Source organism: Amycolatopsis sp. VC5-11 (assembly GCF_037034185.1).
Taxonomy (GTDB): domain Bacteria; phylum Actinomycetota; class Actinomycetes; order Mycobacteriales; family Pseudonocardiaceae; genus Amycolatopsis; species Amycolatopsis nivea.
Window position 1 is genome coordinate 25072 of the sequence record NZ_JBAGKF010000030.1, and the last position, 13266, is coordinate 38337.

The window sequence follows — 13266 nt, forward strand, 5'->3', positions numbered from 1 at the left end:
GCAGACATGGCCGAGTCCCCGTCCCCGAACCGGTTGCAGCGGAGGCTGCGCAGCAGGCAGTTGACGATGATCGGAATCGGCGGGGCCATCGGCACCGGCCTGTTCCTCGGATCGAGCCTGGCGATCTCGCACGCGGGACCGGCCGTGGTGCTCGCCTACGTCCTTTGTGGACTGGTCGCGCTGGCGATTTCCTGGGCGCTGGCGGAAATGGTGGTGGTGCACCCGGCCGCGGGCGCGTTCGGCAGCATCGCGCACAAGTATCTCGGCGCGGGCAGCGGATTCGTGGTGCGCTGGGCGTATTGGGCGATGCAAGTGATCGCGATCGGCGGCGAGACGATCGCGGCCGGCGTGTACGTCCAGTTCTGGTGGCCGCAGATTCCGCTGTGGGTGCCGGTCGCGGTGTTCTCGCTGCTGGTGATCGTCGTCAACGGCGCGGCGGTGCACATTTTCGGCGAGTTCGAGTACTGGTTCGCGATGATCAAGGTGTGCGCGATCCTCGTGTTCGTCGCGCTCGGTCTGATTCTCGTCTTCTTCGGCCTGCCGAAGTCACCCGCGCCCGGTCTCGCGAATCTCAACGCGGGCGGCGGATTCCTGCCGAACGGCGTGTCCGGACTGTTGCTGGCCATGGTGTTCGTGCTGTTCAGCTACATCGGCACCGAGGTGGTTTCGGTGACCGCGGCCGAATCGGAAAACCCGACTCGCGACATTCCGCGCGCGGCCCGGGCCATGGTGGTGCGGCTGGCGATCTTCTACGTCGCCGCGATGCTCATCGTCGTGCTGGTGGTGCCGTGGACGGTCACCGGCGAAGGCGGATCCATTACCGCCAGCCCGTTTGTTCGCGTCTTCCAGGCTGCCGGCGTTCCGGCGGCGGCAACGATCATGAACTTCGTAGTCCTGACCGCCGCGTTGTCGAGCGCGAACACCAACCTTTATCTCACCACGCGCATGCTGCATTCCCTTGCCGAGCACCGATTCGCCCCGGCCTGGGCCGGACGGCTGACGCGTTCTGGAGTGCCGCGCAACGCGCTCGTGCTGTCCACCGCCGGTCTGGTGATCGCGACCATACTGTCCAAGAATTCCGATTCCAACGCGTATCTCGTGCTGTTCGGCATCTCGATCTTCGCCGCGCTCGTGGTGTGGATGATCATTCTGGTGACGCACCTGGCGTTCCGGATCCGCCGTCGCCGCGCCGGGCTGCCGCCGTCGCCAGTGCGGTTGTGGGGTGCGCCGGTGGTGAACGTCGTGGTGATCGCTTTCCTTGCCACCGTACTGATTTCGACGTTCTGGATCGAAGGTCTCGACCCGGCGTGGAAGTTCGGGATCCCGTTCTTCGTCCTGCTCGTGGTGGCCTACCTGGTGCTGCGAATGACCGGACGGACGAAGCAGGCCGCGGAAGTGGAATTGGAAGATTCGACGCTGGTACGCGAGAAAGCCTGATCACGGGGTGAGGTGGGCGGCGAGTTCGTCGGCCGCCTTCCGCGCCTGTTCGGCAAAATTTGGGCCCTCGGGCTGTTCGGTCCATCGCTCGAACGCGGTTTGAAAGATCGCGATACCGACCTGCGCGAGCATCTTCGCGCTCGATTCGGTCGCCCCGCGTTCCTGCAGTGCTTCGACGACCGCGGCGGTGACAGCCGCGAGTTTCGTCCGCTCGCGTTCCTGCAGCTCCGGGCTGGACGCGACGATCGCCCGGCGTTGCGCGGCATGCGAAACCAGGCCCGCGAACAAATCGCCAGCGTCGACCATCGCGGCCAATACCGCCTGGAACGGCGGCAGGGCAGGGTCGGCGCGTCGGACCGCGTCGGCCATCGCGTCCGGGAGCCGCTCCGACCCGGCGAACAGCACGTCGCGTTTGTCGGCGAAGTAGCGCGAGAACGTCCGACGGGTCAGCCCGGCGCGCTCGGTGATCTGCGTGACCGTGGCGTTGTCGTAGCCGTGCTCGGCGAACAGCTCCAGCGCGGCCGCGCGGAGCCGCTCCTTGGCTTCGGGATCCCAGCGCGGCATGCCGCCATCTTAGCAGTGATGACACAGTGGGTCATCACTGCTACTGTTGATGTCTCACTGTGTCATCACTCTCCGGAAGGACCCCTCATGTCTTTGCTTGACCAGCGGGTTGTCGTCATCGGCGGCAGCTCGGGAATGGGATTGGCGACCGTTCGGGCCGCCGCGGAAGCGGGCGCGGCCGTCACGATCGCGGCGAGCGGCAAGGAACGGCTGGACGCGGCGCTCGCCGAATTGCCGGATACCTGCGAAGGATTCGTCACCGACGTACGCGACGAAGCGAATGTCGCGGCCCTGTTCGAGCACGTCGGCGCGCTGGACCATCTCGTGTACACCGCGGGCGACACGCTGGATCAGCGGCCTTGGACAGAGTTGCCTCTCGAGACCGTGCAGAGCCTGTTTTACGTCCGTTTCTGGGGCGTCGTCAGCGCGGTGAAGCACGCCGCGCCGCGGATCCGCCCGGGCGGTTCGATCGTGCTGACGTCCGGGATCATCGGCGTCCGTCCGACACCCGGCGCGGCGCTCGCGGCCGGTTCCGTCGGCGCGGTCGAGGGGCTGGCGCGCGGTCTCGCCGTCGACCTGGCCCCGGTGCGGGTCAACACCGTTCGCCCGGGGCCGGTCCACACGCCGATGTGGGACGGCCTTCCGCAACCGCAGCTGGACGCGATGGTCGCCGCGTTCACGGAACGAACGCTGACCAAATCGGTCGGCGAGGCGGAGCAGGTCGCGGCGACCAACGTGTACCTGATGGAAAACCGTTTCGTCACCGGTGCGGTGATCACCGTCGACGGCGGGTTCGTGCTTACTGGAAGCTGACCTGTTCTCCCGGCTTGAGCAGATGCAGCCACTCTTCGAGCCCGGCCTGCGCGAAAGCCGGTCGGAGGGTGTCCGGGCCCTGGGTGAAATGCGCCCAATGTTCGAAGTGCAGCGGGACGACCTGACGCGCGTTCAGGATCCGGGCCGCCTCAGCCGCGTCGTTACTGGGCAGCGTGAGGTACGCGTCGCCGACCAGGGGAGTTTGTGCTCCGCCGGCGAACAGGACGGCTATGTCGATCCGCTCGAAGCGCTCGGCGATCTGCCGCACCACGTCGAGGGAAGCGTTGTCCCCGCTGACGTAAACGGTCGGCTGGCCCTCGCTTTCGAGCACGAAACCGGTGACCTCGCCGACGAGATGCTCGCTGCCGTCGGGCCCGTGCTGCGCGGGCACTCCGGTGACGCGGACGCCGCCGAGGTCGTACGACTCCCAGTTCGCCAGCGCCCGAACGGGGTCGCCGATCCGCTCCCTCGCCGAGGCGGTGGACAGGACGAGCGGGGCGGCGAGGGCGTACTCCCGCCCCGCCGCGTCCAGGTTGTCCGGGTGGTGGTCGTGCGAAAGCAGCACCGCGGCCACCTCGCCGACCTCCGCCGCGGTGACCGCGGGACCAGCGGTTTTCGCCAGCTTCCGGGCACCGATCGGGTAATCGCCGGGGCCGTCGAAGGTGGGATCGGTGAGCAGGCGGGTCCCGCCGTACTCGATGAGGGCGGTCGGGCCGCCGACGTACCGGATGCGCGTCATGCGGGTACTCAACTCGCGGAGGGTTGCGCGGTATTCCGGCGCAGCGCCTGGAACTCGACCGGGCTGTGCGCGCTGAACACCGAGACCTCGTCCTGGTGTTCGCGGGCGAGGGTCTGCAGCCGGGCGAGGTTGGCGCGGCGAGCGGAGCCGTCCATCTGGTTCAGCACCTCGAACGCACGCATGCCGGGCGGGCAGTGCGGGCTGACCGGGGCGACTTCGCCGTGGAAGAAGTACGCGTCGCCGGCGTGCAGGAGCCAGCCGTCGCCGGTGTCGACCGCGACGCCGGAGTGTCCGTGCGTGTGCCCGGGCAGCGGGACGAGCAGGATTTCCGGCGGCAGACCGCGCAGCGGCCGCACCGCGTCGAAGCCGAACCAGTTTTCGCCGGCCTCGTCGTAGGTGCTCCACAGTGGACTGTGCGCGAATTGCTCGGCCCGGTACCGCGTTTTCTCCGGGAAGCTCTTCGGGTTGTCCGCCGCGCGGCGTTCGGTGGTGCGGACATGCACGGTGGCGTCGGGGAAATCGGCGAGCCCGCCGGCGTGGTCGACGTCGAGGTGGGTCATCACGATGTGCCGGACGTCGGCGGGATCGTGGCCCAGCGCGCGGATCTGCGCCACGGCGGTTTCCTCCATGGTCGGCTTCGCCCCGACCATCGCCATGAACGGACCGCCGAGCCAGCGCCGCGATTCGGTGACCCCGCGAGTGCCGAACCCGGTGTCGACCAGCACGAGCGCGTCGGCGGTCTCCACGAGCAGGCAGTGCGCCACGATCGTGCTGCGCCGCAGCATCCCGGGGCGGCCGTCGAGCGCCTTGCCGCCGAGCGGACGCATCGTGCCGCAGTTGAGGTGGTGCACCTTCATACCGTGCTCCTCTCGCTGAGCCGGACGAAATCGGTCAGGTCGTGCGAGGCGAACACGGTCACCTCGTCGGCGTGGTCCCGGCGCAGCTCGCGCAACCGGCGCTGGTTCTCGCGCCGGGGCCCGGGCAGCGTCTGGACCCGCCGTTCGAACATAGCCAATCCGGGCGGGCAATAGGGCTCGGCGTCGATCTCCCGGTGGAAGAAATAAGAATCACCCGCGTTGAGCACCCAGCCGGACCCGGTGTCGACGGCCACCCCGGCGTGTCCCGCGGTGTGCCCGGCGAGCGGCACGAGCGCGACGCCCTCGACCCCGTCCAGCTCGCGGACCGCGTCGAGGCCGAACCAGCTGTCGCCGGCGTCCGAATAGGACTTCCACTGTGGACCGTGCCGGAACTGGACGTCGCGGTACCGCGGGTTTCCGGCGCGGTAGGCGTCGAGTTCCTTGCCGTAGACGTGCACGCGCGCCTGCGGGAAGTCGACGAGCCCGCCGGCGTGGTCGAGGTCGAGGTGGGTGAGGACGATGTCGCGGACGTCGGCCGGGTCGAAGCCCAGTGCGCGGATGCGGCTCAGCGCGGTTTCGTTTTCGTCCGTCATCGGATTCGACGTGCGCAGGAAGCGCGGACCGAGCCAGCGCGCGGCGTCGGTGACGGTGGGCGAACCCATTCCGGTCTCGATGAGCGTCAGTCCGGTGCCGGTTTCGACCAGCATGCAGTGGCACACGAGGGTGGCGCGGCGCAGCAGCCCGGGTTTTCCGTCGACCAGCTTGCCGCCGATCGGACGCATGGTGCCGCAGTTGAAGTGGTGTACGCGCATTAGGCGAACTCCCTTTCGACGGTGGTGTGCAGGTGAGCGGCGACGGCCTGCAGAGGCGCGGTATCCCGCCGAGTGCGCGCGAGCAGCAGCGCGCCTTCGATCGCGGACAGCACGATCGTCGCCAGCGAAACGGCACGGTCCTCGGCGAGGCCGTGCGAGGTGAAGTAGGCGGAGATATCCCGCAGCCAGCCTTCGTAACCCTGGTCGCAGGCGGCACGGATCGGCTCGCTGTCGGCGGCTTCCAACGCGACAGTCGCGATGGGACAGCCGCAGCGATAGTCCGATTCGGACAGTGAGGTGGCGAGTGCGGTGACGATGAGATCGATGGCAGTGGCCGGATCCGGTGCGCCAGCGGTGATTTCGCGGAACTGCCCGGCCAGCCGCTCCCCGGAAAGCTGCACCGCCTCGGCGGCCAGCTGTTCCTTGCCGCCGGGGAAATGGAAGTACAGCGAGCCCTTCGGGGCCCGGCTTTCGGACACGAGCTGGGTCATCCCGGTGGCGTGGTAGCCCTGGGTGCGAAACAGCTCAGCCGCCGATTCGAGCATCCGGCGGCGCGTGTCGGTGCGGTTGACCATGCGCCTACCGTAGCTCAAACTATGACGACCGGTCTAGTTAGTTTCGAGGCGTGCCCGCGCGGCGCGGCCGATCGGTAATCTCAGCGCCATGGCGAACCCCACCGGAGAACAGTTCGAGATCACCCGCGGCAACGCGCGCGCCGTCATCACCGAGATCGGTGCCGGACTGCGCGCGTTCGAGATCAGCGGAGTGCCGTATGTCGAGACGTTCGCCGAGGACGAGAAGCCGCCGAAGGGACTCGGCCAGGTGCTGCTGCCGTGGCCGAACCGGACCAAGGGCGGCAAGTGGGAGTTCGAGGGTGAAGAGCAGCAGCTGGAGATCACCGAGGAAGCGCGCGGCAACGCCATCCACGGCCTGACCCGGCACCAGGAGTGGGAGCTGCTGGAGCACGCCGAAACGTCGATCACGCTCGCCATCGACGTCGAGGTCCAGCCGGGCTGGCCGGTGCCGCTGCGCGCGACGATCACCTACGACCTGCAGCCGCGCGAGCTCGTGATCACCCACGAAATCCGCAACGAGGGGGAGAAGCCGATCGGCGTCGGCGTCGGCACCCACCCGTACTTCCGGATCGGCGACGCGCCGACCGACGAGCTGACCCTCACGCTGCCCGCCACGCGCGTCCGGCCGTACGAGGGCGATCAGCAGATGCCGTACGCGGACGAGCAGGACGTCGAGGGCACCGAATACGACTTCCGGCAGGGCAAGCTGCTCGAAGGCGTCGACCTGGACACCGCGTTCGGCGGGCTGGAACTGGCCGCGGACGGCACCCACCACTACGTGCTGTCCCACGGCGACCGCCAGCTGGTGGTCTGGACCGGTCCGGACTTCCGCTGGGTGCAGGTGTTCACGCCGGACGACCTGGTCGGCCGCGGCCGCGCGGTCGCGATCGAGCCGATGACCTGCCCGGCGGACGCGCTCAACACCGGCACCGACCTGATCGAACTGGAACCGGCCACGTCGTGGACGGGCAGCTGGGGGATCCGGGTCCCGTGAAACTCGAACTGCTGCCCGAGGCCGCCGCGGGCGAGCTGCTGACCTTGCAGCAGGCCGCGTACCTCACCGAGGCGCGGGCGCACCAGAACTTCGACCTGCCGCCGTTGCTGGACACCCTCGACGACGTGCGCGCGGCCATCGCGGACCCGTCGATCACGGTCTGGGGATTCCGCGACGGCGGCAGGCTGGTGGCGAGCGTGCGGATGCGAGTGGCCGGCCCGGTCGGCGAGATCGGCAGGCTCGTGGTGGCGCCGGATCGTCAGGGCGAGGGACTCGGCACCGCGCTGCTGGCGGCCGCGGAGGAGGCGACCCCGGCGGAGGTGACGGTGTTCCGGCTGTTCACCGGCGAACGTTCGGCCGGGCCGCTCTATTTGTACCGAAAGCTCGGTTACCGCGAGACGCATCGGTCGCCGGAGGCGGACTATCAGTTGGTGCACCTGGAAAAACCCCGGATGCGCGAACCCGGGTGAGTTCGTTAGCGTGTCAAACTATGGCTTACAAGGCGATTGTCGGGGGCTATGTGGTCCCCGTCGGCGCCGCTCCGATCGAGGGCGGCACTGTGCTCATCGAAGACGGCCGGATCACCCACGTCGGGGCTGAGGCCGACGTCGAGGTGCCGGAGGACGCGGAACTGGTGGACGCGTCCGGCAGCTGGGTCTTGCCGGGATTCATCGACGCGCACGCGCACCTCGGCGTCCACGAGGACGGCGAGGGCTGGGCGGGCAACGACACCAACGAAATGACCGACCCGAACGGCGCCCGCTTCCGTGCGATCGACGGGATCGACCCGTACGAACCGGGCTTCGACGACGCGCTGGCGGGCGGCGTCACGAGCGTGGTGATCAAGCCGGGGTCGGGCAACCCGATCGGCGGGCAGACCATCGGCGTGAAGACGTGGGGCCGGTCCATTCTGGACATGGTGTTCGCCGAGCAGGTGAGCGTGAAGAGCGCGCTGGGCGAGAACCCGAAGCGGGTTTACGGGGAGAAGAAGGTCACGCCCTCGACCAGGCTCGGGGTGGCCGCGATCCTGCGCGAGGCGTTCACGAAGGCCCGCAACTACCAGGAAAAGCGCGAGCACACGCGGTCCGAGGGCAAACCGTTCGAAACGGACCTGACGAACGAAACCCTGGCGAAGGTCCTCGACGGCGAGCTGTACTGGGACCAGCACGTGCACCGCGCCGACGACATGGTGACCGCGATCCGGCTGGCCGACGAATTCGGCTACAAACTGGTGATCAACCACGGCACCGAAGGCCACCTGATCGCGGACCTGCTGGCCGAACGCGACATCCCGGTGATCCTCGGCCCGCTCTTCACCACGAAGTCCAAGGTGGAACTGCGCAACCGCACCCTGCGCTCGGCCGGCATCCTCGCGCGCGCCGGGGTGAAGATCGCGATCACCACGGACCACCCGGTCATCCCCATCAACTTCCTGGTGTACCAAGCCGCACTGGCGGTGAAGGACGGCCTGGACCCGGAGACCGCGCTGAAGGCCCTGACTCTGCACCCGGCGCAGATGCTCGGCCTGGACGACCGGATCGGCACCCTGACCCCCGGCCTGGACGCGGACGTGGTGCTGTGGTCCGGCGACCCGCTGGACGTGATGAACCGCGCGATGCGGGTGTTCGTGCGGGGCCAGGAGGTCTACCACTTCGACGAGACGACCGGCGAGGGAGTTTCGGCGGATCGGCGGTACCGGGAAGCTCGCTGAGGTTGGTTGAGGCGGCCTGGCCGGCCGCCTCAATCGAGCAGTGCGGCGAGGTCCAGTTCGAACGGGAACGGCTCGGCGGTGCGGAATTTCCCCGTGACGGCGGGGGAGTTCCGATAGCCGAGTTCCCCGGCCTGGTGGCAGGTGACAAGGGAGACCGGATCGTCGAGGTCGAGGATCCAGTAGAACGGGATTCCGGCGTCGGAGTACTCCTTGTGCTTCGTGACGTAGTCGGTGCGTTTCGACCCCGGCGTCGCGACTTCGACCACCAAGACGAGGTCTTCGGCGCGGAGTGCGTCCTCCTCGGGAGTCCGGGCGATCGCGGCCGACGTGGTGACCAGGAGATCGGGGCACCGGGAAAAACCTGGTGCCCCGTCCGGCGCGAGCCCTAGATCGATATCCACGCGTGGCACCACGGAAAACTCGTCCGGCAGCTGATCATGCAGTTGGAAGGCGAGCGCGTACGTCGCGTGGTTGTGCCATGCGCCCGGCGACGGAGAGAAGACCAGACGGCCTTCGACGAGTTCGGTGAATCCCGGCTCGACCTCGCCGAGCGCGAGGTATTCCTTGATCGAGAGCAACTGCCGCGGAAGTGTCCTGGTGTCCATGCCGCTCACGGTAAGCGAGGGGTACGACACTTTCCGCCAACACAGTCCGCCAGGAACGCCCCCAACCCCCGCGGCGAACCCCCGGTCACCGCGGCGAAATCGTCGCTCAGCCAAGCCCCGTCCCCGGCCGCCAGCAGCTCGAAGACCTGCGCATTCGACCCCGCCTCCGGCACCCCGTTCGACTCCATCACCGCCTGGTGCTCCGCAGCCGAAATCCGCCGGTACTCCACCGGGCGGCCGGTAACCGCAGCCCACTCCCGGGCCACGTCGGCGAACGTGACCAACTCCGGCCCAGTCAGCAGATACGTCCGCCCGGCATGCTCCGCCGGGGCCGTCGCGATCGTGGCAGCCGCGGCGGCGACGTCTCGGGCGTCGATCATTCCGATCCGGCCATCGCCCACGGACGAAGAAAAGCCGCCCGTCGCCGCGATCTCCGGTGCGAGGGCGAGCAGATTCTGCATAAAGAAGTTCGGCGCCAGCAGCGTGTACTCCATCCCGGACGCCTTGAGGTGCGCGTCAATCCGCGCGTGCACCCGCCGCCGGGTGACTGGCGAATCGTCAACAGCCTTGTGGTTGGTGACCCGCACGACGTGCCGCACCCCGTTCGCGGCCGCGCGGTCGAGCACCGTCAGCTGCGACGCCACCGCGGGTCCGATCAGCACGAGCGTGTCGACCCCGCGCAGTGCCGCGTCGAGGGTGTCCGGCCGGTCGAAATCGCCGACTACCTCATCGGTGCCGCCCGAAGGGGTGCGGACGAGCGTCCGGACAGGTCCGAGCAGGCGGACGACTTCGCTGCCGATTTTTCCGGTAGCACCGGTAACCAAGATCATGCGACCAAGACTGCTCGCCGCCAGTATCGTTTGTGAAGAAGGCACCTCAACGAACCATAGGTACCCAATGGATACCAAGTATGCGAAAGCGTGCCCCTCGCGCACCGTGATGGACGTGCTGGCGAACAAGTGGACGCTCTACGTCCTCGGCCTGCTCCGCCAGTACGAACGCCCGCTGCGGTTCACCGAGCTGCGCCGCGGCGTCGAAGGCGTGACACAGAAATCGCTCACCCAGGTGTTGCGCAACCTTGAACGCGACGGAATGGTCACGCGCACGATTTACCCGACGATCCCGCCGCGGGTGGAGTACGCGCTGACCGATCTGGGCCGGGACGTCGGGGCCTTGACCGGCGCGATCGCCGACTGGTCGAAAGCCAACGCGGGCCGCGTTCAGGCGGCCCGCGCGGCTTATGACGACAGGAAAGACTAGGCGTTCTTCAGAGAACGCGCGATCACCATCCGCTGGATCTGGTTCGTCCCCTCGAAGATCTGCGGCACTTTCGCCTCCCGCATGTACCGCTCCACCGGGAAGTCCCGCGTGTACCCGGCACCGCCGAGGACCTGCACCGCGTCCGTCGTCACCTTCATCGCGCCGTCCGTCGCCACCAGCTTCGCGATCGACGACTGCCGCTGGAAGTCCAGGCCGCGGTCGCGGCGGCGAGCGGCGTCCAGGTAGGTCGCGCGGGCCGACTCGACCGTCGCCGCCATGTCCGCCAGCAGGAACTCCAAGCCCTGGAAATCCGCGATCGGGCGGCCGAACTGTGTGCGGCCCTTCGCGTACTCCACGGCCTCGTCCAGGGCCGCCTGCGCCAGGCCCACCGCGCACGCGGCGATCCCGAGCCGTCCCGAGCTGAGCGACGACAGCGCGATCTTCAGGCCGGCACCCTCGCCGCCGATCAGCCGGTCGGCCGGGACCCGGGCGTCCTCGAACAGCATCTGCGCCGTCGGGGACCCGGTGAGGCCCATTTTCCGTTCGCGCGGAGCAGCCGACAGGCCCGGAGTCGACGAGTCGACCAGGAGGCACGAGATGCCGTGCCCGCCGTCGTCGCTCGTGCGGACCATCGTGGTGTAGAAGTCCGCCACTCCGGCGTGGGTGATCCACGCTTTCGTGCCGTTGACGACGTACTCGTCCTCGGAAAGCCGCGCGCGGGTGGACAGCGCGGCCGCGTCCGAGCCGGCGTGCGTTTCCGATAGGGCGTACGCGCCGAGCAGCGAGCCGCCCAGCATGTCCGGCATCCAGCGGTCCTGCTGTTCTTCCGTGCCGTAGTGCGCGAGCGCGTAGCAGGACATCGTGTGCACCGACAGCCCGACGCCCACGCTCATCCACGCGGCGGCGATCTCCTCGAGCGCCTGCAGGTAGACCTCGTACGGCTGCTCGGCGCCGCCCCAGCGCTCCGGGTACGGCAGGCCCAGCAGCCCGGACTTGCCCATCAGGGTGAACAGGTCGCGCGGGAACTTCTCGGCCTCCTCGTCGGCCGCGGCGCGCGGTTTCAGCTCGTCACGGGCGATTTCCGTGACGAGTGCGAGCAGGTCTTCGGACTCCGGCGTCGGCAGCAGACGGTCGACCGGCATGGCTTCCTCCCAGGCGGCGGTACTGAAAACAGTACTGACGGATGATTTAGAGTACCGTATGCGGAGCGGGGCTGTCCCTGATCGGTAGGAGATAGTGACGTGATGTCCACCCCTGAAGCCCGTCGCCGGCCCACCGCGCGGCAGCAGGCGCTGCTGCGCGAGCTCGAGGCGTTGTTCCTGGCGGAGGGCTTCGCCGGCTTCACGCTCGACGACCTGGCCGCCCGGCTCCGCTGCTCGAAATCGACGCTGTACGCGCTCGCGCCGAGCAAGGAGCAGCTCGCGGTCAAAGTCGTCGCGCACTTCTTCCGCGACGCCGCCGAACGCCTGGAAAAGCGGATCGCGGGCATCGACGACGCGCGCGAGCTGATCGGCGAGTACCTCTCCGGCGTCTCCGAGCACCTGAACCGGGCGTCGCCGGAGTTCATGGCCGACATCGCCGCCTTCGCGCCCGCCCGCGACACCTATCAGCTCAACAGCCGCGCCGCCGCGCGCCGGATCCGCGCGTTCATCGACAAGGGCGTCGCCGACGGAGTGTTCCGCGACGTGCACGCGCGGCTCGTGGCCGAAATGACCGGACTGATCATCGAGGGCATTCAGACCGGCGTGCTCGGCAGGCGCACCGACGTGTCCGACGCGGAAGCTTTCACCGCGCTCGGCGAACTTCTGCTCGGCGGGCTCGACAAGAACTGATTTGTCCGCATCGGGACAGGAATTGTCAGCGTCCGTTCCTCTACACTCGCCGCTTGTGATCGTGGTGGGTGGAGAGGCGCTGGTCGACCTCGTTCCTGGCGAACCGTTGGATTCCACTGTGGACGGTGGGCTGCGCGCGCTGCTGCCCCGGCTCGGCGGTGGTCCATACAACGTCGCGCTCGCCGCGGCCCGGCTCGGCGTTCCCGCGTCGTTCCTGTCCCGGATTTCCACCGACCGGTTCGGCGTCGCGTTGGCGAATCGCCTTACCGCTTCGAACGTCGACACTTCCTTGCTGCAGCGCGGCAACGAGCCGACGACGCTCGCCGTCGTCGCGCTCGACGAACGCGGCGCCGCGCAATACACCTTCTACGTCGAGGGAACCGCCGATCGGCTGGTTTCCGATCCCGGTGCGCTGCCGGAAGAAACCACCGCGCTGTCGCTCGGAACGCTCGGCATGGTGCTCGAACCCGGCGCGAGCGCGTACGAGCAGATTCTGCGCCGCGAATCCGCGCGTGGGACCCTGACCGTGCTCGACCCGAACATCCGGGAGGCGCTCATCGCCGACCCGGCGGCCTATCGCGCGCGCTTCGCCTCGTGGCTGCCCGACGTGCGGCTGTTGAAAATCTCTGACGACGACGCCGCGTGGCTCGCCGAGGGGGCCGACCCGGTGGCCGCCGCGAAAACGTGGGTGGAGTCCGGTGTGGACGCCGTCGTGCTCACCCGGGGCGCGGACGGCTTGTCTGTGATCACTTCGGCTGGTGAGCTGGCACACGTTCCGTCCCGCAAGGTCGAGGTCGCGGACACGATCGGCGCCGGCGACACCGTGCAGGGCGCGTTGCTCGCCTGGCTGCACGAGCGCACCGTGCGCGACCTGGCCGCACTCGACGCCGGCGCGTGGACCGAAGCGCTTGCTTATGCGGCGAAAGCGGCGTCGATCACGGTCTCCCGCAGCGGAGCGGAGCCGCCGACCGCCGCGGATATGGCGGCCACCGTGTGAACCTGGTCCCAATGGGGCCTTTTGGGGCAACGCAGCGAGTGCGGACTGACCCACCCTTCGACTAGCGTAG

The 13266-nt window shown here is 68.5% G+C and carries 16 protein-coding genes; 8 read left to right on the forward strand and 8 right to left on the reverse strand.

All coding sequences use genetic code 11. The features are described 5' to 3' along the window. The first annotated feature begins 6 nt into the window (after positions 1–6). Entirely contained in the window at positions 7–1437 is a 1431-nt protein-coding gene (locus WA670_RS42920; RefSeq protein WP_336161893.1) for an amino acid permease, read from the forward strand. Here the strand turns inward: WA670_RS42920 and WA670_RS42925 are convergent, their stop codons facing one another. Further along, complete coding sequence (locus WA670_RS42925; RefSeq protein WP_336161894.1) at positions 1438–2001, reverse strand: TetR family transcriptional regulator; 564 nt, start codon at positions 1999–2001, stop codon at positions 1438–1440. Positions 2002–2088: 87 nt separating this feature from the next. Here WA670_RS42925 and WA670_RS42930 point away from each other — a divergent pair, with 87 nt between their 5' ends. Then, positions 2089–2814, forward strand: a complete 726-nt coding sequence (locus WA670_RS42930) for an SDR family oxidoreductase (RefSeq protein ID WP_336161896.1) — start codon at positions 2089–2091, stop codon at positions 2812–2814. Here the strand turns inward: WA670_RS42930 and WA670_RS42935 are convergent. The 4 genes from WA670_RS42935 to WA670_RS42950 are packed head-to-tail and all read right to left on the reverse strand — an operon-like array spanning position 2801 to position 5797. Next, positions 2801–3553, reverse strand: coding sequence for an MBL fold metallo-hydrolase (locus tag WA670_RS42935; protein WP_037819914.1), 753 nt, complete (start codon positions 3551–3553; stop codon positions 2801–2803). The two genes, WA670_RS42930 and WA670_RS42935, sit on opposite strands and share 14 nt — an antisense overlap. An 8-nt stretch (positions 3554–3561) precedes the next feature. After that, positions 3562–4410: an MBL fold metallo-hydrolase gene (locus WA670_RS42940; RefSeq protein WP_037819911.1), complete on the reverse strand. Its 849-nt coding sequence runs from the start codon at positions 4408–4410 to the stop codon at positions 3562–3564. After that, a complete protein-coding gene (locus tag WA670_RS42945; RefSeq protein ID WP_037819909.1) occupies positions 4407–5222 on the reverse strand; it encodes an MBL fold metallo-hydrolase in 816 nt (271 codons plus the stop codon). The genes WA670_RS42940 and WA670_RS42945 overlap by 4 nt, the downstream gene beginning before the upstream one ends. After that, entirely contained in the window at positions 5222–5797 is a 576-nt protein-coding gene (locus tag WA670_RS42950) for a TetR/AcrR family transcriptional regulator (RefSeq protein ID WP_336161899.1), read from the reverse strand. Before WA670_RS42950 ends, WA670_RS42945 begins: the two co-directional genes overlap by 1 nt. A gap of 88 nt (positions 5798–5885) precedes the next feature. Here WA670_RS42950 and WA670_RS42955 point away from each other — a divergent pair, with 88 nt between their 5' ends. The 3 genes from WA670_RS42955 to WA670_RS42965 are packed head-to-tail and all read left to right on the forward strand — an operon-like array spanning position 5886 to position 8502. Then, positions 5886–6791 carry an aldose 1-epimerase family protein gene (locus WA670_RS42955; protein WP_336161901.1) on the forward strand — a complete coding sequence of 302 codons (906 nt, stop codon included), beginning with the start codon at positions 5886–5888 and terminating at the stop codon, positions 6789–6791. Beyond that, on the forward strand, positions 6758–7261 hold the full coding sequence (locus WA670_RS42960; RefSeq protein WP_238604091.1) for a GNAT family N-acetyltransferase: 504 nt from the start codon (positions 6758–6760) through the stop codon (positions 7259–7261). The genes WA670_RS42955 and WA670_RS42960 overlap by 34 nt, the downstream gene beginning before the upstream one ends. A gap of 20 nt (positions 7262–7281) precedes the next feature. Further along, entirely contained in the window at positions 7282–8502 is a 1221-nt protein-coding gene (locus WA670_RS42965) for an amidohydrolase (protein WP_134665353.1), read from the forward strand. A gap of 29 nt (positions 8503–8531) precedes the next feature. Here WA670_RS42965 and WA670_RS42970 read toward each other — a convergent pair whose 3' ends face one another. Next, positions 8532–9107 (reverse strand): Uma2 family endonuclease, encoded by a 576-nt coding sequence (locus WA670_RS42970; protein WP_336161905.1) that lies wholly within the window; start codon positions 9105–9107, stop codon positions 8532–8534. 5 nt (positions 9108–9112) lie between these two features. Further along, a complete protein-coding gene (locus WA670_RS42975; protein WP_336161906.1) occupies positions 9113–9937 on the reverse strand; it encodes an NmrA family NAD(P)-binding protein in 825 nt (274 codons plus the stop codon). Between the two features lie 67 nt (positions 9938–10004). Here WA670_RS42975 and WA670_RS42980 point away from each other — a divergent pair, with 67 nt between their 5' ends. After that, positions 10005–10367 carry a winged helix-turn-helix transcriptional regulator gene (locus tag WA670_RS42980; protein ID WP_134665347.1) on the forward strand — a complete coding sequence of 121 codons (363 nt, stop codon included), beginning with the start codon at positions 10005–10007 and terminating at the stop codon, positions 10365–10367. Here WA670_RS42980 and WA670_RS42985 read toward each other — a convergent pair. Then, positions 10364–11509, reverse strand: a complete 1146-nt coding sequence (locus WA670_RS42985) for an acyl-CoA dehydrogenase family protein (RefSeq protein WP_336161908.1) — start codon at positions 11507–11509, stop codon at positions 10364–10366. The genes WA670_RS42980 and WA670_RS42985 overlap by 4 nt on opposite strands. A gap of 102 nt (positions 11510–11611) precedes the next feature. On the opposite strand from WA670_RS42985, the gene WA670_RS42990 reads away from it, so the two are divergent. Both WA670_RS42990 and WA670_RS42995 read left to right on the forward strand, forming a co-directional pair. Then, positions 11612–12199, forward strand: a complete 588-nt coding sequence (locus tag WA670_RS42990; RefSeq protein ID WP_037369544.1) for a TetR/AcrR family transcriptional regulator — start codon at positions 11612–11614, stop codon at positions 12197–12199. A 55-nt stretch (positions 12200–12254) separates the two neighbouring features. Further along, entirely contained in the window at positions 12255–13196 is a 942-nt protein-coding gene (locus WA670_RS42995) for a carbohydrate kinase family protein (protein ID WP_037819887.1), read from the forward strand. Positions 13197–13266: the final 70 nt, after the last annotated feature.

Coding starts and splice junctions, on each gene's coding strand:
- WA670_RS42920 (WP_336161893.1), top strand. CDS start 7: ATGGCCGAGTCCCCGTCCCCGAACCGGTTGCAGCGGAGGCTGCGCAGC.
- WA670_RS42925 (WP_336161894.1), bottom strand. CDS start 2,001: ATGCCGCGCTGGGATCCCGAAGCCAAGGAGCGGCTCCGCGCGGCCGCG.
- WA670_RS42930 (WP_336161896.1), top strand. CDS start 2,089: ATGTCTTTGCTTGACCAGCGGGTTGTCGTCATCGGCGGCAGCTCGGGA.
- WA670_RS42935 (WP_037819914.1), bottom strand. CDS start 3,553: ATGACGCGCATCCGGTACGTCGGCGGCCCGACCGCCCTCATCGAGTAC.
- WA670_RS42940 (WP_037819911.1), bottom strand. CDS start 4,410: ATGAAGGTGCACCACCTCAACTGCGGCACGATGCGTCCGCTCGGCGGC.
- WA670_RS42945 (WP_037819909.1), bottom strand. CDS start 5,222: ATGCGCGTACACCACTTCAACTGCGGCACCATGCGTCCGATCGGCGGC.
- WA670_RS42950 (WP_336161899.1), bottom strand. CDS start 5,797: ATGGTCAACCGCACCGACACGCGCCGCCGGATGCTCGAATCGGCGGCT.
- WA670_RS42955 (WP_336161901.1), top strand. CDS start 5,886: ATGGCGAACCCCACCGGAGAACAGTTCGAGATCACCCGCGGCAACGCG.
- WA670_RS42965 (WP_134665353.1), top strand. CDS start 7,282: ATGGCTTACAAGGCGATTGTCGGGGGCTATGTGGTCCCCGTCGGCGCC.
- WA670_RS42970 (WP_336161905.1), bottom strand. CDS start 9,107: ATGGACACCAGGACACTTCCGCGGCAGTTGCTCTCGATCAAGGAATAC.
- WA670_RS42975 (WP_336161906.1), bottom strand. CDS start 9,937: ATGATCTTGGTTACCGGTGCTACCGGAAAAATCGGCAGCGAAGTCGTC.
- WA670_RS42980 (WP_134665347.1), top strand. CDS start 10,005: ATGGATACCAAGTATGCGAAAGCGTGCCCCTCGCGCACCGTGATGGAC.
- WA670_RS42985 (WP_336161908.1), bottom strand. CDS start 11,509: ATGCCGGTCGACCGTCTGCTGCCGACGCCGGAGTCCGAAGACCTGCTC.
- WA670_RS42990 (WP_037369544.1), top strand. CDS start 11,612: ATGTCCACCCCTGAAGCCCGTCGCCGGCCCACCGCGCGGCAGCAGGCG.